The organism is Ruegeria sp. CDSB117 (genome assembly GCF_059611005.1).
This window is the reverse complement of record NZ_JBXWOS010000009.1, coordinates 164,617-188,334: the sequence shown is the minus strand read 5'-3', so window position 1 is coordinate 188,334 and position 23,718 is coordinate 164,617. Positions and strand designations below refer to the sequence as shown.

The following is a 23,718-nucleotide window of genomic DNA, read 5'->3' as shown; positions in this document are numbered from 1 at the left end:
CTGAAGGACTGGCGGCGGGTCGCAACCCGATACGACAGATGCCCGAAGGTCTTCCTGTCAGCCATCGCACTCGCGGCCACCGTTCTATTCTGGTTGTAAATCAATGAGTCTGGAGCCTAGTTCTCTTCGCATGCATCTGGCAATAACAAAGCCGGATTGTAGGAATTTGAGGTTGATCATGGGCGCGAAACTAATGTCTGACCAAGAAATTGTTCTGGCAATTGAAGAAAACGAACTGGCGATTGAACCACTCGACAAAGAAGATACAGAATTGGGTCGCAAAGACGCTGCTATCCAGCCTAGTTCCATTGACTTGCGTATTGGTCGAATCCTCATCCCAGAAGGGTCGCTTGAACAGAAAGAAGCTCAGGTCGCTACAAAGTGGCGATTGGAAGCTGGCCACAGCGTAGTTGTCGAAACGCGTGAAATTCTAAGGTTTAGTGCTCAAATTTCCGGTTTCGGCTTTCCTCCTGCCAGAGTGGCGTCCAAGGGGCTATTGGTCACAAACCCAGGCCATGTTGACCCGGGGTACTGCGGGCGACTGCGCCTTACGCTTATCAACATGGGGCGTGAGGACATACTGCTAAACGAAGGGCTCGAAATAATTTCGCTGATGCTATTTCGATTTGATCAAACGCATGACCTCCCTGTGCATTCCGACTATCTTCAAAGGCGAGGTGGAGAAATCAGCGAAGCAAGAAGCGACTATGAAGCTGTCAGCGTCCTCGCCCCTGATTTTGGCAACTACACATCGCGTGCCGAAAAAGCTGCAAATAGCGCCGCTATCGCAGCCTTAGATGCGAAGACGCGATATGTTGAGTGGGTCAAATGGGGGGTCCCAATCGCTTCGGCTACGATTGGTATCATTGTTGCATTAGTAATCGGAACGGTTGCGGATTTTTCTGTTATTGCGTCGGAGACAGAAGTCGACAATAAGATTAAGTCAGCAAAAGCGCCTTTAGAACTCGCGCTTACGAAGGCTCACGAGGATATTGCGGTACTGCAGCGAAAAGTCGATTTGATGCAGAACACTAGCGATGCATTGAAGTTAGATGAACGCTTTGACGCACTTGAGCGCGCCCTAACACCCGACCAGCCTACAAAATAGAAAGCAGCGATAGAAGTGACCCTACCCCGGATCTATGTACTTTCCCGCCCGAACTTTGATGCGAATGCCGCTGAGCAATTCTTGATGGACCGCGGCATGGGATGGGCGGAATCACAAAAAGCCCGTGACCCAGAACGCCTCGTCGAGTTCTGCGGTAGGGTATGCTATATGTCCTTCAGCGAGGACACGAATACAATTCGCCATCCAAATAGCGACTACATCCGGAATTTGATTGCTTCGGGGCACGGTAGTGTACTTGAGCATGTTTCATGGTCGTTTTTACTTGATGGGGTTAGCCGCGCCTTTACACATCAGTTAGTTCGCCATCGAGTAGGCTTTGCCTTTAGCCAGCTTTCTCAGCAATATCATGACGAAAGTGAAGTCGAATTTGTACCTCCTGCAGGACTTTCAAACGAAAATAGTGCCTCGTGGAATGAAGCCGCGAATTCCCTTCGAGCGGCTTACAGGAGGCTGCTAGACACAACTTCCTCAGAGCATCTCTCGCCGAAAGAAGCACTTCGTCACCGCCGCTCAATCGCCCGCTCTTTACTACCAAATGCTGCGGAAACAGCGATTGCCGTCACAGCAAATGCTCGTGCTCTCCGTCATTTCTTTGAAGTGCGCGGAACAATCGAAGGTGATTATGAAATGCGATCTGTAGCATGCACGGTTTTTAATGCTATCGCTCGTGACGCTCCCAGCCTTTTTCAGGGCATCGAGGTTGTTCAGCACGCAGACGGTGAAAGAATAATTTCTACCAAACCCGTTTAGTTCGATTGAGGATTTAGTCGATTTGAAAGCGGGCGAATAGCGTAACCTGCAACTTGAATGGAGAACGCACCTAGTATGTATTGCTGCGCTGGTGTTCGCGACGTGGAGGTGTACGACGTAGGCTTGTTGGTAGAATGTCATGATCAAACAAAGCGGGCATTCACGGCACCTATTTAGTACACACGACGCCTTGCTTTTAGGACACTTGCATTCTCGGTAATACGAGAATCAACATTATAAGTAGTTGAAAATAAACATCTTAAATTAATAACGCTCTGTGGCTTGAAATCGTGTGGGGGCACCACTAAATCTCCAATATCTAAGATGCAGTAATGTACCGGAATGACTGCACGAACAGATCGATTCTGTCTCAGTCAGATTGGGGCGCTATCTGCGCGCTTGCTCTAGCTGCTATTTGGTGGCTGATTGGGCGATATCAAAATTCTGCTTCGAATGGTGCACGACTCACTTTTCCGCTGCAGCTGGCAGCGATCCCTCGGCCCTCGATATTTAGTTTAATCCGATAGTGATGCCAAAGATGTATAGGCTGGAGGGCTCGGTAATCTTTTGCATGAACTCAACCCAGTCCTCACTGTACATTCGTTCGAATTGAACGGGGTAGGCCCAAACCAGATTGTGGAACGTGAAAGTTGTCAACAAGACCCCAACTGTGCTGGCACTTGCGAACTCTTTTTGCTTGTCCCTGAGAAACATCGAAATGACCATACCCGCCAGACTGGCCATCGCGATGCCGATAAAGTCCTGCGTGTTCACTTTGCCTGCTTCCGGCACGCCCACCATTTGAAACTGAATGAAACGGGTCAGAAAAACCACCATGGAGCCAAGCGTAAATGCGCCCAAGAATGCCCCTGGATAGGCGAGGCGTTTCCAGATGTTATCGGTTTTGGGTCTGGGATTTTTCCGGGCTGTTTCTTCCGTGCGTTTATTGATTTGGGCGATACGATCCTCAAAGGACTTTTGCTCGGTGCTCACGATTTAACTCAATTGCTTTTCTGCTCTGCAGCATAGTTTAACTCCAAGTGGAGGTTAAGCAAGCGTCATGCAACCCAAGAGAAAGTGATTGAAGTGCCGCGGCGATGGACGGGCAGGGGAAATGCGGGGGATACCGCGACGTTTTGATGCCGAATTTTCCCAGGTGAAACGCATTGAATTCGTGATCTGATGCCCTTACTGAGTTCCTGAGGTCCAACAGAGGCTTGGCACGCTGAGCGGGCGTGATGGAATGGTAGACATATCAGACTTAAAATCTGAAGGGCGTATGCCCGTGTGGGTTCGAGTCCCACCGCCCGCACCAGCGCATTGCTAAGCTGGAAAACCAAGATCGTTGATCAGTTTCCACATTTCCCGGTTCGCCACTGAAAGTTGGTCGACCACCTTTTCGATTTCTTTCATCGCACCTTCGTCAACCGTATCCTGGCGGCCCAGTTTGATGTCCGTCTTCCGGTCCGCAATGCGCATCAGGATTGTCTTCGGATTGCCGCTGTCTGGGTCGAAGGAATAGATGCAATGGTTGTATCTGTTCCGAATTCCCGAAAGCTTGCTGAGACGTTTCGTGTGCTCAAGGATTGGGTCACGGATGTCTGGCGGGCGGCCCTCCATCTTGGCCAGCCGCTCGACCAGATCAATTCTGGCGCGGGTCGTGTTCAGCGTCAGAAAGATAATGACCGAGGTATCCTTGTTGGTGCGGGTCAACCCGGCGATTAGGTGAATCAACAGGCTTTCCGTGTTGGTCCACATGTAGTTCAACTTGCCGACCAGCAGGATCAGGCGGTCAAATCGGGCTTCGAAATCGTCAGTCAACCGGCAGTTCTCGCGCTTCGTCCGGCGCAACCTCGAAATAGAATTGCGCGGCTGCAGTCCGGTTGCTGACACCGATCTTACCCGCCACGTTATGCATATGAAGTTTGACCGTATGTTCGGTGATGCCCAGGTTCGATGCGATGATCTTGTTGCTTTGACCTTTCGACACCAGTTTCAGCACCTGCTTTTCCCGGCGTGTCAGCTTGGAGTATGTCGGGTGGAGGTCGCTGGGCTTTGAAGTCGCTGCTGGCGCACCATTCGACGGCGTGGGTGAATGTGCCACGCAATCCGCAAGGAAACATGGCAGGTACAGTTCTTCATGCAACAGCAGGCGCAAAATAGATCGCCATACATCCGGTGCGACGTTCATCGGAAGGTATCCGATGTCGCCGAATTTGCTGCGATCCCACTTTTCGAATGCAAGCCGGGCTGCTTCTTCCTTGCGGTAAGCAAAGGCCAAGCTGCCAGATCCCGCGATTTCCACATAGGCCTGCGGTCGGTTCAACAGGTCGTCCAGCATCATCTGGTCGACGACGACCACTTTTCCGGCCCCAACGTCCGAGCCGCTTGGCGCAGACAGCGCGTCAATTGTTTCGATCCGGCGCGTGATCACGCCAAACTCGGATTGGACACCATGGATCGTTTGATTTGAATAGAAGAGTTCTTTGCCGACGAAATTGATCGAGAATTCTTCGGGATTGTAATCGTTTTGACCAGCATCTTCCTGAATCGGAATGCCCATTGCCACGCCCCCTTTTAATTAACCCACGCCGCGAAAAATAACGGCGAAATTGTAACCAGTACTGGTAGAACAGAATTAAATTAACTTACGCTATTGGGGCACAACTATAGCTGAAAGTACAAGTTTTATCAATGATGTGCGCCGTTCCGAAAATTCAGTTCTAATGCTTTCGTTTAGGTCGGCAGTACTTCCTCTCGCGTAAGTGGTGGAAAATAATGGGTTTCCCAAATTGTGAGATTTGACCCGCGCAATTGGCCGTTGCTGCGTCCGCTATTCGATCACACGAGCATTACAGTAATGAAATCAAGGCCCTGGGCGTTCTAGTCCTTTAAGGTAGCTATTCACGACGCGCTCCGCCTGTAACCATGATCCCGCTTCTATTCTGAAGCCTTAATTCCTGATGTGTCTGCGAATCGCGCATTAACGCGAGCTACTTCCGCAGACACGGTGTCGGCTAAGCCGAGAAAGGAGGGTGGGTAAAATTCACTGAACGAAACCGCACACGCGCGTTTTGCGCATGGGTGCGGCTCTTATTATTCAACTGCGCCAGTAACCGTTTTAGAGATGAGTGACGGTCAGTGCGCTTGTTAAGTGGAGAACTATTATGAGTAGACGCAACCAACCGTACAACGACATTACTGCAATCGGTGAAGTTGAGGTCGAAGAGGCCCATGTTGATATCGATGCCGATATTACAGTCGAAGAAGCTCAGATTGACGCAAATCTGAATGAGCAAGAGCAAACCAACGACAACAGCGTAGATAACGATCAGGATCAGGATCAGAAGCAAAAGCAAGATCAGGACCAGGATCAGGACCAGGATCAGGATCAAGACCAGGATCAGGACCAAGATCAGAACCAGCAGAACTATAATGGTGGTGATGACAGCAACGACAATTCCAACTCAGTTCACATCGATTTTGGTGGCGGTGAGTGGATTCCGCGCGATGACGATCAGGTCGATCTGGATCTGGGCGACGATGCGAGCGTAGGTGACGTGATCACTGCTGGCGGCGACATTGACTATGATCCCGGCGATGACATGAACCTGGATGTTGACATGAGCGGTACAACGACCGCTATGGCAGCAATCAACAATCAAGTTGCTACACTGGAAGACAACGACATTCTGGAAAGTGCCGAAGTTTCCAATGACGGCACCTTCGAGCAGAAGGGTGACGCCTATGGCGGAACCGCAAACGCTGCTGAAGGTATTGGTTCGCGTGCAGATGGCGGCGATTCTGGAAAAGGTGGCAATACAACTGGCGGCGATGCCAGTGGTGACACAGAAGGTGGCTGGGCTGATGCCGATGGAGGAACATCCGGTGACGCCAATGGTGACGGCGAAGGCGGAGACGGCGGAGATTCCGGCGAGGCAACCAACTTCGGTCTGGGCGTTGGGCATTCTAATGCTGAATCGAATGGCAGCAGCAGTGCCGGTGACGGCGGTGACGCTGACAGCGACTCGGATGCTGACAATGACGGCAGCGCAGACTCGGATGTCGACAGCGACGGTGGTGAAGGCGGAAACGCTGGTTCCATCGGTCTTGGTCTGGGCTTTGGCTCGTCGGACGCCGGCAATGACGGAGAGTCAGCCGGCGGCGACAACGACTCGGACGCCGACAATGACGTAGACGTCGATACCGACAACGATTCCGAATCCGACGATGCAAACGGCGGTGGCGGTCTGGCTGGTAACCTTGGTCTCGCTGCCAACGAGAGTGACAGCGATACCGAAGCCAACGACGCGACATCGGGTGGCAACATCGGACTAGGTCTTGCAGCAGGTCTGGCCGGCGCGGATGCAGACGGCACCGGTGGTGACGGTGATGGCGGCGACGGCGACAGCGGCAACGCAGATGGCGGTAACGGCCCTGGCGGTGACGGTGACGGCGGAAACGGCGGTGACGGCGATGGCGGTAACGGCGATAGCGGCAACGCAGATGCTGGCAACGGCCCGGGCGGTGACGGCGGCGACGGTACTGGTGGCGACGGTACTGGTGGCGACGGCGGCAACCGGAACGGCGGTGACGGCGGTGACGGTGACGGCGGCAACGCTGACAGCGGCAACGGCCCTGGCGGTGACGGCATGGGTGCTGCAGGTGCCGGCGGTGACGGTGGCGACGGTGACGGTGGCAACGCCGACAGTGGCAACGGCCCCGGCGGTGACGGCAATGGTGCATCCGGCAACGGTGGTACGGCTGACGCGGCCGCCGATGCTCAGGGTGTAGGTGATCAGGACGCCACAGGTCCAGCGGTCACTCAAGCTCCGGGTGACGTGACCGGCGAAGCCGACAACAACCAGGATGCGCAAGTCAATGGCGGTGCTGGCGGAACCAATGACGTTGATGGTTCAGCGACGGGTACCGGAACCGGGACCGCGATGGCTGACGGCGTCGGCGGTGGCGGCGGAGCCGTACAGCAAGATGCTGCATCCACAGGGACCGGTGAGGGTTCTGCTGACGCGACCAATACCGCGGGTGACGGCGGATTGTCCGAAGTCTTCTCGACGGCGGAAACCGACGGTTCGGCAGACAGCATGGCAGAGGCCATCGCTGGTTATGGCGGCGACGCTATGTCGGACAACGACGCAACCTCGACCGCAGCGGGCAGTGCCACTGGCACAGCAACGTCGGGCGTTGGCGGCGGCGGTGGTGCCGGTGCCGGATACGGCGGAACCTCTGGTGACGCTTCCGGTATGGCGACGCTTGGTGACACCAACGGTGCAGACGTCGACGGTGGCGATGCGTCAGGCGCCTATTCGGGTGCTGGCGGAGCCGGCGGCAATGCTGGATCGTGGGGTTCAGGCAACGGCGGTGATGGAATCGTTAACGGCGAGTCCTACGCTTCGGCAGCTGCCGTGGTCGATACATCGGCGTTCAACCAGTCGATCGTCATGGGTGCCAACGTTCTTGGCAACTCGGTCGATACGACAATGGTTGGCGGTTCGATGACCGCGACCCACAACAGCGACGACACCGACGTGTAAGTCGCAGTCAGGGCCCGAATTATCGGGCCCCGACCTTCTGACGAAACCGCCGAGGCCGCGACAAGTGGCCTCGGCACAACAAACCCAAAGCGGAAATTTTAGGCCGGGGCGGGGAAAAGGAAACCGATATGTCTCTCGACAGTATTACAGAAACGATAGCGCATTTTATTGGAACCTTTGAGCTTACGATTGAACAGGCCCGGCTGAGAGATCAGTACGAAGAATTCACGGCGCTTCGGCGCAAAGTCGAACTGGATGAACTTGACGATCCGATATCCATACGGATCGCTACTGAATTAGATCTCCCACCAGGAGAATATGATCCACTCCCTTATAAACTTCTGCCTCCTCCTGCCGATCTTCCTTTGCCGCCCGTGCCCGATGGGCCGCTTGCGTTGTCAGAGATTTATGTCGGTCCCAGCTTCGGACCCGATCCCTATATTCCGGATGTTCAGTTGGGGACGGCGCAGACAGCAGTATTAATTCTGGATCCACAAGTCCCACCACTCATCATCGGCTCGGCCGTGACCTACACGTTCCAGGCGATTGTCCTGAACGACAACGATGTCATCGGTCATGGCGATTTTCGCGATATCGAGATCCAGATTGCGCAAGGCGAGCAGATGCTGGATGTCGCGTTGTCGATGCACGCCATTGCAACGCCATCTCTGAACATTGAAGACTATAAGTCGCTGGAATACCTCGAAAGCCTGGCTGAGCAGATGCAGTTGCCAATGATATCCCAAATCGAAGGCGTGACCATTTACCAGTTCCACGGCGAGGACGCGCTGGGCGTTATTGTTAATGGCGAAGTGGTCGAAGAAATTCCGGATTGGAACGATCTTCTGCCCGCGCATCATCAGACAGAAGACGAGGAAGAAGAAGACGATACGCCAGACATGACCCCGGACGAATGGGACCGCTCGGATGATGATGAGTTCGGCGAGGGCCATACGGTTATCGCGGGCGGAAACCTTGCGATTAACGAGGTTAACATCACTGTGGCCTGGGTTGACGCGCCGGTCATCGCGGTGGGCGGAAAATCCGTTAGCTTGACTGTGGTCAGCCAGGTGGCGGTGGTGTCTGACATCGACCAGGGTGAACCCGGCGTGCAAAGCGACACTAATGTGGTTCAGGCATCATTTATCGGGACCGAAGCCAGCGAAGAGTGGTGGCAGGACGACAATGTAGCCGAGCCAGGTGCGGAGCCGATTGTCTCAGTCACTTGGATACAAGGCGATCTGTGGGTCACGAACTTCATCAAGCAGGTGATCGACGCCACAGATATCGACAAGATAAACACGGAAGTCATGGCTTCGACCAGCCTGTTCACATTGGGCGACAACATTCTAACCAATGTTACAAATATCATTGAACTGGGCAATTTCTACGATCTGATCATGATCGGTGGAAACATGATTTCGGTCGATATGCTACACCAGACCATCGCGCTGTTGGATGATGACGTCTATGGCGAGGGCAAGCCGGAAGAGGGTGACGACAATCTGGTTATGAACCAGGCCAATCTGACGACGACCGGCGAGGACACGGTGGAGGAGCTGGACATGGCCCATGCCGAGGCCATGCCGATGCAATTGGTTGATCGCGAGGCGTTTGAGGATGCTTTGACATCCAATCCCGACTATGCCGGGATGGAGTTGATCCGCGTACTGAAGATCGAAGGCGATCTTTTGCAGATCAATGCGGTCGAACAGGTCACTTTACTGCAGGATCAGGACGATATTTCGCTTGAAGCAGCCGCTGCCGTTGATGCCGCGGTCAACGGCGCCGGAAACGCCCTGTTGAATGCAGCCAACATCACCAAAACCGGTGTCGACTCAACAATTATGGCGGCGGGCGGCGAATACTCGGACCTTCTGTTGCATCAGGCTGAACTGATTGACATCCCCGACGTGCCTGACGCTACTGAGCTGGCCAACGAAGCCATTGCCATTCTTATGGAAGAGACTGCGGCGATTGGCGATAACGCTATCGCACAGGCACAATCGAACCTTACGCCTTCTGAAAATGCTAGCACCGATGATGCGATGCAAACGATGCTAGCGTGAAATTTCTACCTGATTTGGTCAATTCGTGTTAGCGTAATGACTGTATTTGTTACGAGTGTTCCGAAAGATTTAAAATGTCGATTGTATTTTCGTCGCGTCGTTCTTCTGATGCCAGCCCGCTTGATATTGAGGGCGTTGGCACGCCCACGCAGCCGCATGGCAGCGATGAATCCCTACCAAAAGCAGCTAAGACGCCAAGTTTGCGTTTGAACAAAGAAATGCGTGTACCAGATCCAGAGGACAGTCCCAAGATGACTGCGAAAAAGGACGATGCGGTTGCCGCAAAAGCTGTGAAGCCCAAAAAGCAGGCGACCAAAACCAGGTCGGAACCACCAACTCGTGCCGCGGCTTCACCCCGGCGCGAACAGTCGCAGCCCGCTCAAGATCAGAATGCCCAGGGCCGCGACGCTGGGGTGGCCGAAGAAGCCCAAAGCCCCGATCCTAACACCGCCACAGAAACGACTGCGCGGGTGACCCCCCAAACGCGCTCGAAGGGCGGTGAACACTTAGGTGCCACTATCGAGGCTAAGGCGAACGAGCCGATGCAACTCCGACAAACGGGCGGAGGTGACGGCAACGGGCCACCCCAGACATTCCACAAACGCACGCCGCCAGAGGATTTCCAAAATACTCTGCGCACCTCGCTAAAGGCGATCTGGCGCAATCTGGCATTTGTCCTGGTTCTGACATGCGCAACCAACATCCTGATCCTTGCGATCCCGATCTACCTGTTTCAAATCAGTGACCGGGTGCTGACCAGCCGGTCTTTGGATACACTGATCATGCTGACCGCCATTGTTGCGGGTGCCGTGATCTTTCAGGCGGCATTTGACGCGGTGCGCCGTTTTATTCTGATGCGTACAGCGGTCGAGGTTGCCGCGCGATTGGGCGCGCCCGTTCTAAGTGCGGCAGCACATGCGTCGCTGCACGGCAACGGCCGGGAATACCAGACGCTGGGCGATCTTCAGCAAGTGCGCGGTTTTTTGGTGTCGGGGACGTTGATTTCATTCCTTGACGTTCCTTTTGCACCGCTGTTCATCCTGATGATTTTTCTGGTGCATCCGCAGCTGGGATCAATCGTTATCGTAACCGCGATGCTGCTGATGATTATCGCAGTGATTAACCAAAAAATGACTGCCAAGCCATTTGCCGAGGCGAACAGATCCCAATCAATGGCGAACCTGCACCTCGACTCGATGGCGCGTAACAGCCAGATCATCAACGCTTTGGCGATGATCCCCGAGGCGGTACGCATCTGGGGTCGCGACACGGCACAATCTCTGACATGGCAAGTACGGGCGCAGGACAGGAACGTGATCTTCGCGGCCATCTCGCGTGCGATACGCCTGCTGACACAAATTGCCATTCTGGGCTGGGGCGCTTATCTGGCGCTGCAGGGCGAGATCACTGGCGGTATGGTCATCGCCGCTTCGATTATCGCCGGGCGCGCATTTGCACCTATCGAAGGGTCGATTGAAGGCTGGAATGCATTCCTGCTGACGCGCGCCGCTTTTGGGCGCATCAAGAACCTTTTGTCCAATTCGGCCCTGCAATTTGAAAAGTTGCGCCTGCCGCGTCCCGAGGGGCGCATGGATGTGGAGCGCCTTCTTTATGTTCCGGGCGGCACCAAACGTGTTGTCCTGAACGGCATCAGTTTTTCGCTTAATCCCGGTGAAACACTTGCCGTTATCGGCAATTCCGGGGCGGGAAAAACCACGTTGGGCAAAACGCTGGTTGGGTCGATCTTGCCGACATCCGGCAGTGTTCGTCTGGATCTGATGGATATCCGCAATTGGGACCCACGTCAGTTTGGTGAGAGCATCGGTTATTTGCCGCAGGATGTTCAGCTGTTCCCCGGTACGATCAAAGACAATATCGGCCGGATGCGTGCCGACGCGACAGATGAGCAAATCCACGACGCCGCTGTTCTGGCTGATGTGCACAACATGATTGCCACGTTGCCACAAGGGTATGAAACTGTGGTTGCGGCAGATGGCTCACCGCTGTCGGGCGGGCAAAAGCAGCGTATCGCACTGGCCCGCGCTTTCTTTGGCAATCCGCGCATGGTGGTTCTGGACGAGCCGAACTCGAACCTAGACGTTGCCGGTGATCAGGCGCTGTCGCGGGCGATTGAACAGGCCAAGGAAAGCAAGATTACCGTCGTGGTGATCACCCAGAAACCGACGCTGTTGAGCGTTGTCGACAAAATTATGCTGCTGACAGATGGTCGTGTGGCGCTGTTTGGTCACCGTGAACAGGTGCTGCAACAGTTGAACGCCTCGCGTGGGAACAAACCAGGTATTCAGTCGCAGCAGGGGGGGGCAACATGAACGAAATTGTACCCGTAAACAATGACCCGAAGGACCCAGAAGTTTGGTATGCCGAGGTGCCGCGGTCGATCCACCGCTTTGTTACTGTCGGCTTGATCTTGCTGGTTGTCTGCTTTGGCGGGTTTGGCGTCTGGTCCTTCAGTGCGCCATTGGCCGCGGCGGTAATCGCGCAGGGCAGCTTTGTTGCCACAGGTCGCAATAAGATTGTTCAGCACCTCGAAGGTGGGATCATCGAAGATATCAAAGTCATCGAGGGTCAAGCCGTTATCAAAGGGCAAGTTCTTATGACCCTCGACCAGACTTCGGCCGAGTCAAACGAACGCGAACTGTTCATCCGCAAAATTCGCCTGCAAGCCATGTCCCAGCGCTTGTCCGCTGAAAACAATGAGCGCGATCGGCTTGAGTTCTCGCCGGAACTGATTGAAGCGTCGAACGATGTCGAGGTGATGGCGATCCTTGACGGGCAAAAAATAAGCTTTGATGTATCCCGTAAGACGTTGCTAAACGACATCGCTTTGCTGGAACGCAACATGGAAGCGTTGAAAATTCGCTCAAGCGGGTTCGAGGCGCAGTTGGAAAGTATGGTTCGGCGTTCGGAAATTTTGCAGGAAGAGTTCGAAACCAAACAAGCACTGTTCAAAAAAGGGTTGGTGCGTAAGGGCGACATCAACACGATCCGCCGCGTGCAGGCCGAGGCCGAGGGCCAACTGGCGCGGTTGACGGCTGAAACGGCTGAAATCAACCAGATGCTTCTGAAATACGAAGAACAGATTTCCCGCACGCGATCAGCCTATCGCGAGGCTGCGTTGGATGAATTGAGCGTGATTGCGGCTGATCTGGAAAGTGTGCGCGAAAAATCCCGGCAGGCCCGAAGCGTTCTGGACCGTGCGGTTGTGCGCGCCCCGGTTACGGGAACCGTAGTGCGATTGCACTATCATACGGCTGGCGGTGTTATCGAAACTGGTGAGCCTATCGCGGAAATCCTGCCTTCGGATGCCCCCCTGATTATCGAGGCGCAGATCCCCCGAACGGAAATCGACAGCGTCGTGATGGGGCAGCAAGCAACGGTTCGACTGGTCGGGCTTAACCAGCGTACCACTCCTGTGCTGAGCGGCGAGGTCTACTATGTCTCGGCGGACGCGCTGGTGGAAGATTCTGGAGGAATTCCGCAAGAGGTTTATCTGGCGCGCATTTCGCTGGAACCCGATGAGATGGACCGCGTGCGTGGATTTGTTCCCACACCCGGAATGCCCGCCGAGATCATGATCCAGACCGAGGAACGCACCTTTGCGGCCTATATTGCAAAGCCTGTGACAGACAGTATGTCGCGCGCCTTCCGCGAGCACTGATCGCTCTATAGACCTGCTCTTTCCCGGTTTACCGTGTTAGCCTCTGGTGAGATTCACCAGAGGGGACGCTTTATGCCATTAACCGTAGGCCAGATGATGGAGGCAGCAAACGCTGCCGTCGAACGGATCGACACAAACACAGCAAAGAAATTGATGGGGCAGGGTGCATTATTGCTGGACGTACGCGACGCGGTCGAGCTGCAGCAAACCGGCCGTGCGCAAGGCGCGCATCATATCCCACGCGGTATGCTTGAATTCCGCGCTGACGACGCGCTGAAATCCCATGACCCCGAGCTGCGCAAGGACCGCGCAATCGTGCTGTATTGCGCGGCTGGTGGTCGTGCGGCACTGGCGGGCAAGCTGTTGAAAGATATGGGGTATGAAAAGGTCTACAACATCGGTGGGTTGCCGGACTGGGTCAACGGTGGCGGCGAAGTGGCCTGATTTCTGACCTCTGTCCGTTGAAATCTGACGCAGATCAAGGCGTATAGCAGACCAGTTGTCTAAAGCGATAATCGGGCTTCTGACAAAAGGACAACTGACGATGCTACGCCTTGCCTCCATCCTGTATACTTTGATCGCAACCGCTCTGGCCGGGTCAGGCGTTATTGCCGTCCTGTCCGCAGGATTGGTGTCTACCGTTGCAATCGTTTCTGCAGCCGCAGCTGGCTGTGTGGCGGCCTTGCCAGTGTCCTGGTTGGTGGCGAAGAAACTGTACCAGAATACAGCCTGATCAGGCGTTAAGGTAGGTCCTGACCGCGGCTTCGAACTCACGAGGTTTCTCGGCGTGCAGCCAATGGCCTGCGCCGGGGATTTTCGCAAATCGTGCGGCGGGAAAATGCGCGCGGATGGTGCTGCGATGTTCGGGCAGGACGTAATCGGAATCGCCACCGGACAAAAACAGGGCGGGGCCGTTCCAGGATGCATCAATTTCCGGAAAGCCCATGATTTTGGGCATCTCGGCCGCCAGCGTGTCAAGGTTTAGAAGCCAACGCTTCCCTTTGACGTCCAAAGATTGCGTGAAAAAGCTCTGCAAAGCTTTTTCGACGCCCTGCGCTGCCAACTGTCCCTCGGCGTCCGAGCGTCTTTCAATCGTTGAAAAATCCACGGCTCGCATGGCTTCGATGAATTGGATTTGGCTGTGCGAATAAGTAACGGGCGCAATGTCCGCCACAACCAGCTTGTGCACCAATTCTCCGTGGCTCAGCGCCAACATCATCGCAGCCTTACCACCCATCGAATGCCCGACAACATCCGCTTTGCCGCCAAGGTGCAGGATCACCTCGGCCAGATCTTCGGCCAAATCGGGATAACCGTGCTGATCTGTCCATTCGCTGTAGGCGTGGTTACGCATATCGACTGCAACGACCTGCCTTTCGTCACATAGTCGGCGCGCAATAACCCCCCAGTTTCGGGCTGATCCATACAGCCCATGCGCAATCAGCAGAGGAGGGTTTGAGGTCGGTTCACCGTGAATGATCGTGTTCAGCATTCTGGTTTGATACCTGCGTGCGTTTGAAACGACCAGCCCCCATTGTCGCCCCTGCGGGCTGAGGTTAGATTGCGCAGGCAGGAGGCAACGTCATGTCGCAAACCACAGATATCCAAAGCCAGATCGCGCAGACAGTGCAATTGCTGCGTGAAAAGCTGGGTGTAAAGGACCAGACGCTGACGGCTTCGGTCCGCAAGGCCAAGCGCCGATTGCCACGCCGCGTATACAAGCAGGCAATGTTGCTGGCGGGTGCCGAGCAAATGGCCTCGCACCCCAAGTTACGGTTGGTTTTGGACGCTCCAAAACTGGCCAAGGCATCGGAAGAAGTTCAGACCCATCTGAGCGGTATAAACTTGGCCGATCGCCGCTGGGGCTGGTTCCTGAATTTTCTGGGGGCGGTTGCTTTGGGATTTCTGGCGCTGGCGGCTTTGGCAGTTATTGTCCTGCGCTGGCGCGGCTACATCTGACTGCATTTCCAACAAAAAAACGGCGCCCTTTGGACGCCGTTCTGATCTGTGATCCCTGTGTGGGTTACAGGTTTGGATAGATCGGGAATTTTGCGCAAAGCTCTGCAACTTCGGCTTTGACTTTGGCTTCAACTGCGCCATTGCCGTCTTCGCCATTGGCAGCCAGGCCATCGACCACTTCGATGATCCAATCTGCGATCTGGCGGAACTCGATTTCGCCAAAGCCGCGGGTGGTGCCGGCGGGGGAGCCCAGACGGATGCCCGACGTAATGGTCGGTTTTTCCGGATCAAACGGCACGCCGTTCTTGTTGCAGGTGATATGCGCCCGGCCCAGAGCCTTGTCGACAATGTTGCCGGTCACGCCTTTGGGTCGCAGATCGACCAGCACCACATGGGTGTCGGTGCCGTGGGTCACCGTGTCCAGACCGCCCTTGATCAGCTGGTCCGACAGGGCCTGTGCGTTCACGATGACCTGCTTGATGTAATCCTTGAACACAGGCTGCAACGCCTCACCAAAGGCCACGGCCTTGGCCGCGATCACGTGCATCAGCGGGCCGCCCTGAATGCCGGGGAAGATGGCCGAATTCACTTTCTTAGCAATATCTTCATCATTGGTCAGGATCATGCCGCCACGCGGGCCGCGCAGGGTTTTGTGCGTGGTGGTGGTCGCCACATGCGCATGCGGGAAGGGGCTGGGGTGCTCACCCGCTGCCACCAGACCGGCGAAGTGCGCCATGTCCACGTGCAGATAAGCGCCGACCATGTCGGCGATCTCGCGCATGCGGGCAAAGTCGATCTGTCGCGGAATCGCCGAGCCACCGGCGATGATCAGCTTGGGCTGGTGTTCTTTTGCCAGCGCCTCGACCTGATCATAGTCCAGCATGTTGTCTTCTTTGCGGACACCATACTGCACCGCATTGAACCACTTGCCCGACTGGTTGGGGCGCGCGCCGTGTGTCAGATGACCGCCTGCGTCCAGGCTCATGCCCAGAATGGTGTCGCCGGGTTGGATCAATGCCTGGAACACGCCCTGATTGGCCTGAGAGCCCGAGTTCGGCTGAACGTTGGCAAAGCCGCAGCCAAACAGTTCTTTGGCGCGGTCGATGGCCAGATTTTCGGCGATGTCCACGTATTGGCAGCCGCCATAGTAACGCCGTCCGGGATAGCCTTCGGCGTATTTGTTGGTCATCACCGAGCCTTGTGCTTCCATCACGGCGGCAGAGACGATGTTTTCGGATGCGATCAGTTCGATCTCGTCGCGCTGACGGCCCAGCTCGGATGTGATCGAGCCGAACAGCTCGGGATCACGGTCAGATAGGGACTGGGTGAAAAATCCGGTATCACGGAGATTGGCGTTCATGGGGGCTCCACATGGCTGGGTAAGAATCTTGCGGATTTCCTATCGGAAACGGTACATGCGCAAAAGCTTTAAAGCGACGAATTGGCCCGCTGCGGCGTCAAGTCTGGCTTATCGGGGAAAGGTATGGTTGTTTCGGAACCAAATGTGCAAGACCGGAAACCGCAACAAATGATCCAGAGAATCGCTTTCCTCGCCAGCGACGTCAAAGTGGCCCAAACAGCCCGCGACGTGCTGGTGAAACGTTATGGAAACGCGGCACCGCGGGATGCCGATGTGGTCGTTGCACTGGGCGGTGATGGGTTCATGCTCCATACGCTGCACAACATGCAGCACCTGGATACACCGGTTTATGGCATGAATCGCGGCACAATCGGCTTTCTGATGAACGAATTCCACGAGGGGGATCTGATGGCCCGTCTGGGTGAGGCCGAGGAAGAAGTCATCAACCCACTGGCCATGCGCGCGATGGATCAGTCAGGTAAGATGCACGAGGCGCTGGCGATCAACGAGGTGTCGCTGCTGCGCGCCGGACCACAGGCTGCGCGCCTCAGGATAAGCGTCGATGGCCGTGTTCGTATGGATGAGCTGGTCTGCGATGGTGCGCTGCTGTCCACGCCTGCCGGATCGACCGCCTACAACTACTCGGCTCACGGCCCGATTCTGCCAATTGGATCAGATGTTCTTGCTCTGACGGCTATTGCTGCATTCCGGCCACGCCGATGGCGCGGCGCGCTGTTGCCCAAGATCGCCAAGGTGCGTTTTGATGTGCTGGATGCGGACAAGCGCCCGGTCATGGCGGATGCAGATTCGGTGTCTTTCGCTGATATCGACTGGGTCGAGATCCGCTCTGAACCTGCAATCCAGCACCGCATTTTATTCGACCCAGGGCATGGGTTAGAAGAGCGCCTGATATCCGAGCAATTCACCTAAATTTTGGGACTTACGAATTTTTTAGAAGTTGTGTGAAGCAGTTCACATGAGCTTCATTAACTTTCCGCTAATCTGATCTTGCCCGGAGAACACGTCTCGGTGGGAGTGAGTGGCCACCAAACGACGTTTTCGAACGATAGCGCAGTTTACGCGCTGGCGAGGGTAGGTGGTGCTACGCTCGTTAATGATATCTGGGCTTATTTTAGTAAGCGGACCCCGGGCACAAAAACCCGGGGTCTATTTTCGTTTTGGGTCGCACTACGTGCCCATCTTCTCCCACAACGGCAAGCACATTTGACCGACGCGCGCCTCAATTGCAGCGGCGGCATCCACGGCCATATCCTCACGCCAGCGGCGGGCAGCGATCTGGACATTGATCGGCTGCGGGCCGCTGGGCAAATCCGTCAGCCGCGCCGGAACGCATGCGGCGGGCAGGCCAAGAAAGTTCATCGCATAGGAATACACGGCGCATCCAAGTACCTCGTGCACCCCTTCGGCGCCTTCGGTGTCCCGATCCGGCTTGAAGAAAGGTTGTGGTAGGAAAGGCGACAGGACCAAAGCGTAGTCTTGCATAAACAACGACCATTCACGGGCATAGTGGGTGCGCTTGGCCAACATGCGGATCAGGTCGGTGTCCACGATGGGTGGAAACTCTTGGAAATAGACATCAAAGATTTCGCGGATGGTTTCAGATCCTGCTGCCTTGATGTCGCTTTGCATCAGGGTCAGAACTTCGCCCATCAAGGCGCGATACCCTGACCGACCACACTCGAATACATCCGGCGGGTCGATCTCTTCCACCAGATAGCCAGCGTCGACCAACGCATCGCGGGCCGTGTCCAGCGCCTTGTCGACCTCGGGGTGCAGCGCATAGCCGAAGGTGTTTTTGGTGAAGGCCACTTTCATGGGGCCTTCCAAGGCTTCCCCGCGCCACGGCATTGAAACGTGAAACGGATCGCGCGGGTCGGCGGCGACCAAGCTGGGCATGGACAGATGCAAGTCGGCGGCAGAGCGGGTAATCAGCCCCTGCACCGACATGGATTGTGCCAGAATTCCGCGTTCGGCTTGTTGGCTGGGGTTCCAAGCGGGGACACGCCCCAATCCGGGTTTCACCGTGACCGCACCATTGGCCGCCGCTGGAAACCGTAGGCTGCCGCCGATGTCGTTGCCATGCGCCAGCGCGCCGATCCCAGCCATCACGCCCGCACCGGCCCCGCCCGAAGACCCGCCGGGCGAGATATGGCGGCCCCAAGGGTTATGTGTCCGGCCATACAACGGGTTGTCAGTATCGGCACGGAATGAGAATTCGGGTGTGTTGGTCCGCCCGATCACGATGGCCCCGGCATTCTGCAGATTGCGCACAACCGGCGCGTCGTCGGGCGCGATCACATCCTTCAGTGCAACAACACCGTTGGAGGTCGCACGCCCCTTTTGGTCGACGTTGATCTTGATAGTGACGGGAACGCCATGCAACGGCCCCGCGGGTGCACCGCCCGCCACGGCCGCATCCAGTTCACGCGCACGCTCCAACGCCTCGGTGCTCAGGTCTTCAACCACCGCGTTCAGGTCTGGGTTGGCCTGATGCATTCGGTCGACTGCATTCTGAGTAGCCTCCAGCGCGCTCAACTCACCGCTGCGGGTCAAGGCGGTCAGGTCGGTGGCGTTCAGACGCCAGATATCGGTTTGTGTCATGGGCCCTCGCTGTCTTGGGATGACAGTAGGGGGCTTGTTTCAGGTTGCAAGAGAAAGGCATGCGGGCGACGGATCGTCGCCCGCATGTCTGTTACTGAGCGTAGCCAAGGGTTTTCAACGCGTCGGTGATCTCGTCCAGAATAGCCGGATCATCGATGGTGGCTGGCATCTTGTAGTCTTTGCTGTCCGCAATCGACACCATCGTTCCACGCAGGATCTTGCCCGAGCGGGTCTTGGGAAGGCGGTCCACCACCACGGCCAATTTGAACGCCGCGACCGGCCCGATCTTTTCGCGCACCAATTTGACGACGTCTTGAACCACCTCGCCATGGTCGCGGTCACAGCCTGCATTCAGGCACAGGAAACCGACGGGCATCTGGCCTTTCAACTGGTCCGTCACACCGATCACTGCACATTCGGCTACATCGGGGTGGGCGGCCAGAACCTCTTCCATCCCGCCGGTCGACAAGCGGTGGCCAGCGACGTTGATCACGTCATCGGTGCGCGCCATGATGTAAAGGTACCCATCCTCGTCCACCAGGCCTGCATCGCCGGTCTCGTAATAACCCGGGAATTGGTTCAGGTATGAACTTTTGAACCGATCCTCGGCATTCCACAGCGTTGGCAAGGTGCCCGGGGGCAGGGGAAGCTTGATCGCAATTGCGCCCAGCTCACCAGGTTTCATCGGATGACCGCCTTCGTCCAATATCTGCACGTCATAGCCCGGCATCGGTTTGGCGGGCGAGCCCAACTTGACCGGCAGTTCCTCGATCCCCAGTGGGTTGCCGGCGATGGTCCAGCCTGTTTCGGTCTGCCACCAATGATCGATCACCGGCACCTTCAGCGCGTCCTGCGCCCATTCGATCGTGTCGGGATCAGCCCGCTCGCCGGCTAGATACAACGCGCGCAGGCAGGAGAGGTCATACTTCGCCAGCATTTCCCCTTTGGGGTCTTCACGCTTCACGGCGCGGATGGCGGTGGGGGCGGTGAAGAAGCTTTTGACTTTATGCTCGGCAATCACCCGCCAGAACGTGCCCGCGTCGGGTGTGCCGACCGGCTTGCCTTCAAACACAATCGTCGTGTTTCCGTGTATGAGCGGGGCGTAACAAATGTAGGAGTGTCCAACAACCCAGCCCACGTCCGAGGCCGCCCAGAACACATCGCCCGGATCGACATCGTAGATATTTTTCATCGTCCAGTTCAGCGCCACCAAATGGCCTGCGGTCGGGCGTACAACACCTTTGGGCGCGCCGGTGGTGCCGGAAGTATACAGGATGTACGCCGGATGATTGCCATCGACTGGAACGCATTCTGCCGGTTCGACACCATATTGGAATCCATGCCAGTTGTAGTCGCGCCCTTCAATTAATTGTGCCACTTCCTGTTCACGCTGGAAGACCACGCAGAACTCGGGCTTGTGGTTGGCCATGTCGATGGCCCCGTCCAGCAGCGGTTTGTAATGCACGACGCGACCTGGTTCCATCCCGCAGGATGCGGCGATGATCGCCTTGGGCTTGGCGTCGTCGATCCGGACAGCCAACTCATTGCTGGCAAAGCCGCCGAAAACCACCGAGTGCACGGCCCCCAGACGGGCGCAGGCGAGCATGGCCTCCAGCGCTTCGGGGATCATCGGCATATAGATGATGACACGGTCGCCCTTTTCGACGCCCTTGGCGCGCAATGCCCCGGCCAGATTGGCCACGCGGTTGCGCAGTTCGACATATGAAATCTCGCGCTTGGTGTGGGTGATCGGGCTGTCATAGATGATCGCGGCCTGCTCGCCGCGGCCGTTTTCGACATGCCGATCCACTGCGTTCCAGCAGGTGTTCACCTTGGCATCGCTGAACCACTCATACAAAGGGGCGTTGTCGTCAAACAGGGCTTTGGTCGGCGGTTGAACCCAGTCAATCGCTTTGGCCGCGTCCATCCAAAAAGCCTCTGGGTCCGATTTCCAGCCTTCGTAAATGTCCTGATATGCCACAGTGAACTCCTCCTAAATCTCCTTGAGAATTGTGTTATGTGGCCAGGGGGCACCGCACAAGCGAGCGCTGTGACGGAGCGTCACTTTATCGCAAAAAATTTGCAGGAATCCGCAGGCTAGCCTGCAAATTGTTGCAAAGTATCTCCTTTTTGCTGGCTTTTTGCGATCAATAATGCACTTTTGCAAAGTTGAATATTTTGTCGTGCAAACTGAGCAACCTATTTTGAATCAAACAGGGCGCCAATACTGGCGCCCTGATTAGCGTGTTCAGGTTAATTAACCGTAATGCGTTACGGGTGTACCGGCGATCGCCGCCATATTCAGCAAACCGCGAGCAGTGATCGACGGCGTCACGATATGCGCCTTGTTGCCCATGCCCATCAGGATAGGACCAACTTCCAGGCCATCGGCCTTCATTTTCAGGATATTGCGCACTCCGCTCGCCGCATCTGCATGGGCAAAGATCAGAACGTTCGCCGTCCCTTTCAGACGCGAGTTCGGGAAGATCCGCGAACGCAGTTCAGGGTCGAGGGCCAGATCCAGGTTCATTTCACCTTCATACGTAAAATCGCGCGGCTCGGCGTCGAGGATCTTAAGCGCGGCACGCAACCTTTTGCCTGATCCCTCTGTCTGGTTTCCAAACTGCGATTGCGAACAGAAGGCGATTTTGGCCTCGATCCCGAAACGCCGAACATGACGGGCGGCGCCAATGGTCGACTCGGCCAGTTCTTCGGGGGTTGGCAGCTGCCGAACATGGGTATCGGCAATGAACAGCGGTCCGTCCTCGAGGATCATCAGCGACAGTGCGCCATGCGGGTGAAGATCGCCATCGCCCAGAACCTGTTCGACGTAGTTCAGGTGCCAACGATACTCGCCAAAGGTACCGCAGATCATGCTGTCTGCCTCACCACGTTGCACCATGATAGCCGCAATGGCGGTGTTGTTCGTGCGCATGATCGCCTTGGCCAGATCCGGCGTGACACCGCGGCGCTGCATGATCTCGTGATACGAGTTCCAGTAGTCATAATATCGCGGGTCGTCTTGCGGGTTCACAATCTGGAAGTCTTTGCCGGGACGGACCGTTAGCCCCAACCGTTCGCACCGGGTGTTGATCACCTCGGGGCGGCCGATCAGGATCGGAGTTTCGGTTGTTTCTTCGAGAATGGCCTGGGCTGCGCGCAGAACACGCTCGTCCTCACCCTCGGCAAACACGATCCGGCGCGAGGCCACGGCCGCGGCCTCAAAGACCGGGCGCATTAGCAGGGCAGACTTGAATACGGACTGATTCAACCGCTCTTTGTATGCCTCGATGTCCGTGATCGGGCGCTTGGCCACGCCGCTTTCCATCGCGGCTTTGGCAACAGCCGAAGACACGACGCCAACAAGACGTGGGTCAAAGGGTTTGGGGATCAGATAATCAGGGCCAAAAGTCAGTTGTTCACCTTTATAGGCCGCTGCCGCCTCGGCGCTGGTCGTCGCTCGGGCCATCTCAGCGATCCCGTCAACGCAGGCGATCTGCATTTCATCGTTGATTTCGGTCGCCCCCACATCCAGCGCGCCCCGGAAGATGAAGGGGAAACACAGAACGTTGTTGACCTGATTGGGGAAGTCGCTGCGGCCCGTGGCGATGATCGCGTCTGGCGCGACTTCACGTGCTGCTTGAGGCAAAATTTCCGGGCTTGGATTGGCCAGCGCGAAGATGATCGGGCGCTTGGCCATCTTCTCAACCATCTCGGGCTTCAGGACGTTCGGCCCGCTAAGGCCAAGGAACAGGTCTGCATCGCCGATTACATCGTCTAGCGTGCGCAAATCTGTTTTTTGTGCGAATTGATCCTTGTGCGGGTTCATGTCCTCTTCACGACCTTCATAGACAAGCCCGTGAATGTCGCACAGCCAGATATTCTCGCGCTTGACGCCCAGCTTGACCAGCATCATCAGGCAGGCAATTCCCGCCGCGCCGCCACCGGTTGAGACCACTTTGACGTCTTCAAAATTTTTGCCGGCGACGTGCAGCGCATTCTTGGCCGCGGCTCCCACGACAATCGCGGTGCCGTGCTGGTCGTCGTGAAAGACCGGGATGTTCATCCGTTCCCGGCACAGCTTTTCCACGATGAAACAGTCCGGCGCTTTGATGTCTTCAAGGTTGATCGCGCCAAAGGTCGGCTCCAATGCGCAAACGATATCCGCCAGTTTCTCGGGGTCGGGTTGATCGACCTCGATGTCGAAACAATCGATCCCAGCGAATTTCTTGAACAAGACGGCCTTGCCTTCCATCACCGGTTTGGATGCAAGCGCGCCAATGTTTCCCAGCCCCAGAACCGCTGTCCCGTTTGAGACGACCGCAACCAGATTCCCGCGTGCGGTATACAGCTCGGCGTTTGCAGGATCCGCTTTGATTTCCAGGCTGGCTTCGGCCACACCGGGTGAATAGGCGCGTGCCAGATCGCGGCCGTTCGCCATTGGTTTGGTCGCTTTGATTTCAAGCTTACCGGGCTTTGGGTGGGCGTGATATTCAAGCGCGGCCTGCCGCAGGCTGGGTGTGTCCGACATCGGCGACTCAACTCCTCAGGAAATTTGATTTAGTGTTAAACTATTTCCCCGGCTTTGGCTACGCTAC

The 23,718-nt window shown here is 56.1% G+C and carries 18 protein-coding genes, 1 tRNA gene and 1 pseudogene; 12 read left to right on the top strand and 8 right to left on the bottom strand.

The window, feature by feature from the left end; genetic code table 11:
* The 3 genes and pseudogenes from AC2FJC_RS12535 to thyX form a co-directional block, all read left to right on the top strand.
* A pseudogene (locus tag AC2FJC_RS12535) lies at positions 1 to 99 on the top strand (IS5/IS1182 family transposase); the annotation flags it as partial.
* 79 nt (positions 100 to 178) lie between these two features.
* Positions 179 to 1,108, top strand: coding sequence for a dCTP deaminase (locus AC2FJC_RS12530; protein WP_496739769.1), 930 nt, complete (start codon positions 179 to 181; stop codon positions 1,106 to 1,108).
* A 15-nt stretch (positions 1,109 to 1,123) separates the two neighbouring features.
* Positions 1,124 to 1,879 carry an FAD-dependent thymidylate synthase gene (gene thyX / locus AC2FJC_RS12525; RefSeq protein WP_496739768.1) on the top strand — a complete coding sequence of 252 codons (756 nt, stop codon included), beginning with the start codon at positions 1,124 to 1,126 and terminating at the stop codon, positions 1,877 to 1,879.
* 510 nt (positions 1,880 to 2,389) lie between these two features.
* On the opposite strand, the gene AC2FJC_RS12520 is transcribed toward thyX, so the two are convergent.
* On the bottom strand, positions 2,390 to 2,872 hold the full coding sequence (locus tag AC2FJC_RS12520; protein ID WP_496739766.1) for a hypothetical protein: 483 nt from the start codon (positions 2,870 to 2,872) through the stop codon (positions 2,390 to 2,392).
* 236 nt (positions 2,873 to 3,108) lie between these two features.
* On the opposite strand from AC2FJC_RS12520, the gene AC2FJC_RS12515 reads away from it, so the two are divergent.
* Positions 3,109 to 3,194, top strand: a tRNA-Leu gene (locus AC2FJC_RS12515).
* 8 nt (positions 3,195 to 3,202) lie between these two features.
* Here the strand turns inward: AC2FJC_RS12515 and AC2FJC_RS12510 are convergent.
* Both AC2FJC_RS12510 and AC2FJC_RS12505 read right to left on the bottom strand, forming a co-directional pair.
* On the bottom strand, positions 3,203 to 3,700 hold the full coding sequence (locus AC2FJC_RS12510; protein ID WP_108862396.1) for a hypothetical protein: 498 nt from the start codon (positions 3,698 to 3,700) through the stop codon (positions 3,203 to 3,205).
* Positions 3,693 to 4,442 carry a helix-turn-helix transcriptional regulator gene (locus tag AC2FJC_RS12505; RefSeq protein WP_496739765.1) on the bottom strand — a complete coding sequence of 250 codons (750 nt, stop codon included), beginning with the start codon at positions 4,440 to 4,442 and terminating at the stop codon, positions 3,693 to 3,695. The genes AC2FJC_RS12510 and AC2FJC_RS12505 overlap by 8 nt, the downstream gene beginning before the upstream one ends.
* Before the next feature lie 604 nt (positions 4,443 to 5,046).
* Here AC2FJC_RS12505 and AC2FJC_RS12500 point away from each other — a divergent pair.
* The 6 genes from AC2FJC_RS12500 to AC2FJC_RS12475 all read left to right on the top strand — a co-directional run bounded on the left by AC2FJC_RS12500 (position 5,047) and on the right by AC2FJC_RS12475 (position 13,912).
* On the top strand, positions 5,047 to 7,431 hold the full coding sequence (locus tag AC2FJC_RS12500; RefSeq protein WP_496739764.1) for a hypothetical protein: 2,385 nt from the start codon (positions 5,047 to 5,049) through the stop codon (positions 7,429 to 7,431).
* Between the two features lie 128 nt (positions 7,432 to 7,559).
* Positions 7,560 to 9,500 carry a type I secretion protein gene (locus AC2FJC_RS12495; RefSeq protein WP_496739763.1) on the top strand — a complete coding sequence of 647 codons (1,941 nt, stop codon included), beginning with the start codon at positions 7,560 to 7,562 and terminating at the stop codon, positions 9,498 to 9,500.
* Between the two features lie 251 nt (positions 9,501 to 9,751).
* Positions 9,752 to 11,830: a type I secretion system permease/ATPase gene (locus tag AC2FJC_RS12490; protein WP_496739762.1), complete on the top strand. Its 2,079-nt coding sequence runs from the start codon at positions 9,752 to 9,754 to the stop codon at positions 11,828 to 11,830.
* The gene (locus tag AC2FJC_RS12485; RefSeq protein WP_496739761.1) at positions 11,827 to 13,179 is read left to right on the top strand and encodes an HlyD family type I secretion periplasmic adaptor subunit; all 1,353 of its coding nucleotides are present in this window, start codon (positions 11,827 to 11,829) and stop codon (positions 13,177 to 13,179) included. Before AC2FJC_RS12490 ends, AC2FJC_RS12485 begins: the two co-directional genes overlap by 4 nt.
* Positions 13,180 to 13,251: 72 nt before the next feature.
* Entirely contained in the window at positions 13,252 to 13,623 is a 372-nt protein-coding gene (locus AC2FJC_RS12480) for a rhodanese-like domain-containing protein (RefSeq protein ID WP_496739760.1), read from the top strand.
* Between the two features lie 100 nt (positions 13,624 to 13,723).
* Positions 13,724 to 13,912: a hypothetical protein gene (locus AC2FJC_RS12475; RefSeq protein ID WP_496739759.1), complete on the top strand. Its 189-nt coding sequence runs from the start codon at positions 13,724 to 13,726 to the stop codon at positions 13,910 to 13,912.
* Here AC2FJC_RS12475 and AC2FJC_RS12470 read toward each other — a convergent pair whose 3' ends face one another.
* A complete protein-coding gene (locus AC2FJC_RS12470; RefSeq protein ID WP_496739758.1) occupies positions 13,913 to 14,671 on the bottom strand; it encodes an alpha/beta fold hydrolase in 759 nt (252 codons plus the stop codon).
* A gap of 92 nt (positions 14,672 to 14,763) precedes the next feature.
* Between AC2FJC_RS12470 and AC2FJC_RS12465 the strand changes: the two genes are divergently transcribed.
* A complete protein-coding gene (locus AC2FJC_RS12465) occupies positions 14,764 to 15,138 on the top strand; it encodes a hypothetical protein (protein ID WP_496739757.1) in 375 nt (124 codons plus the stop codon).
* 64 nt (positions 15,139 to 15,202) lie between these two features.
* Here the strand turns inward: AC2FJC_RS12465 and glyA are convergent, their stop codons facing one another.
* Positions 15,203 to 16,498: a serine hydroxymethyltransferase gene (glyA, locus tag AC2FJC_RS12460; protein ID WP_496739756.1), complete on the bottom strand. Its 1,296-nt coding sequence runs from the start codon at positions 16,496 to 16,498 to the stop codon at positions 15,203 to 15,205.
* 168 nt (positions 16,499 to 16,666) lie between these two features.
* Between glyA and AC2FJC_RS12455 the strand changes: the two genes are divergently transcribed.
* Positions 16,667 to 17,428 carry an NAD kinase gene (locus AC2FJC_RS12455; protein ID WP_496739755.1) on the top strand — a complete coding sequence of 254 codons (762 nt, stop codon included), beginning with the start codon at positions 16,667 to 16,669 and terminating at the stop codon, positions 17,426 to 17,428.
* A gap of 258 nt (positions 17,429 to 17,686) precedes the next feature.
* Here AC2FJC_RS12455 and AC2FJC_RS12450 read toward each other — a convergent pair whose 3' ends face one another.
* The 3 genes from AC2FJC_RS12450 to AC2FJC_RS12440 all read right to left on the bottom strand — a co-directional run bounded on the left by AC2FJC_RS12450 (position 17,687) and on the right by AC2FJC_RS12440 (position 23,651).
* Positions 17,687 to 19,120 (bottom strand): amidase family protein, encoded by a 1,434-nt coding sequence (locus AC2FJC_RS12450; protein WP_496739754.1) that lies wholly within the window; start codon positions 19,118 to 19,120, stop codon positions 17,687 to 17,689.
* A gap of 91 nt (positions 19,121 to 19,211) precedes the next feature.
* Positions 19,212 to 21,101, bottom strand: a complete 1,890-nt coding sequence (gene prpE, locus AC2FJC_RS12445; protein ID WP_496739753.1) for a propionate-CoA ligase PrpE — start codon at positions 21,099 to 21,101, stop codon at positions 19,212 to 19,214.
* 276 nt (positions 21,102 to 21,377) lie between these two features.
* Positions 21,378 to 23,651, bottom strand: a complete 2,274-nt coding sequence (locus tag AC2FJC_RS12440; RefSeq protein ID WP_496739752.1) for an NADP-dependent malic enzyme — start codon at positions 23,649 to 23,651, stop codon at positions 21,378 to 21,380.
* Between the last annotated feature and the right edge of the window lie 67 nt (positions 23,652 to 23,718).

Coding starts and splice junctions, on each gene's coding strand:
- AC2FJC_RS12470 (WP_496739758.1), bottom strand. CDS start 14,671: ATGCTGAACACGATCATTCACGGTGAACCGACCTCAAACCCTCCTCTG.
- AC2FJC_RS12480 (WP_496739760.1), top strand. CDS start 13,252: ATGCCATTAACCGTAGGCCAGATGATGGAGGCAGCAAACGCTGCCGTC.
- AC2FJC_RS12490 (WP_496739762.1), top strand. CDS start 9,752: ATGACTGCGAAAAAGGACGATGCGGTTGCCGCAAAAGCTGTGAAGCCC.
- AC2FJC_RS12485 (WP_496739761.1), top strand. CDS start 11,827: ATGAACGAAATTGTACCCGTAAACAATGACCCGAAGGACCCAGAAGTT.
- AC2FJC_RS12505 (WP_496739765.1), bottom strand. CDS start 4,442: ATGGGCATTCCGATTCAGGAAGATGCTGGTCAAAACGATTACAATCCC.
- AC2FJC_RS12440 (WP_496739752.1), bottom strand. CDS start 23,651: ATGTCGGACACACCCAGCCTGCGGCAGGCCGCGCTTGAATATCACGCC.
- AC2FJC_RS12450 (WP_496739754.1), bottom strand. CDS start 19,120: ATGACACAAACCGATATCTGGCGTCTGAACGCCACCGACCTGACCGCC.
- AC2FJC_RS12465 (WP_496739757.1), top strand. CDS start 14,764: ATGTCGCAAACCACAGATATCCAAAGCCAGATCGCGCAGACAGTGCAA.
- AC2FJC_RS12495 (WP_496739763.1), top strand. CDS start 7,560: ATGTCTCTCGACAGTATTACAGAAACGATAGCGCATTTTATTGGAACC.
- AC2FJC_RS12455 (WP_496739755.1), top strand. CDS start 16,667: ATGATCCAGAGAATCGCTTTCCTCGCCAGCGACGTCAAAGTGGCCCAA.
- AC2FJC_RS12500 (WP_496739764.1), top strand. CDS start 5,047: ATGAGTAGACGCAACCAACCGTACAACGACATTACTGCAATCGGTGAA.
- AC2FJC_RS12530 (WP_496739769.1), top strand. CDS start 179: ATGGGCGCGAAACTAATGTCTGACCAAGAAATTGTTCTGGCAATTGAA.
- AC2FJC_RS12475 (WP_496739759.1), top strand. CDS start 13,724: ATGCTACGCCTTGCCTCCATCCTGTATACTTTGATCGCAACCGCTCTG.
- glyA (WP_496739756.1), bottom strand. CDS start 16,498: ATGAACGCCAATCTCCGTGATACCGGATTTTTCACCCAGTCCCTATCT.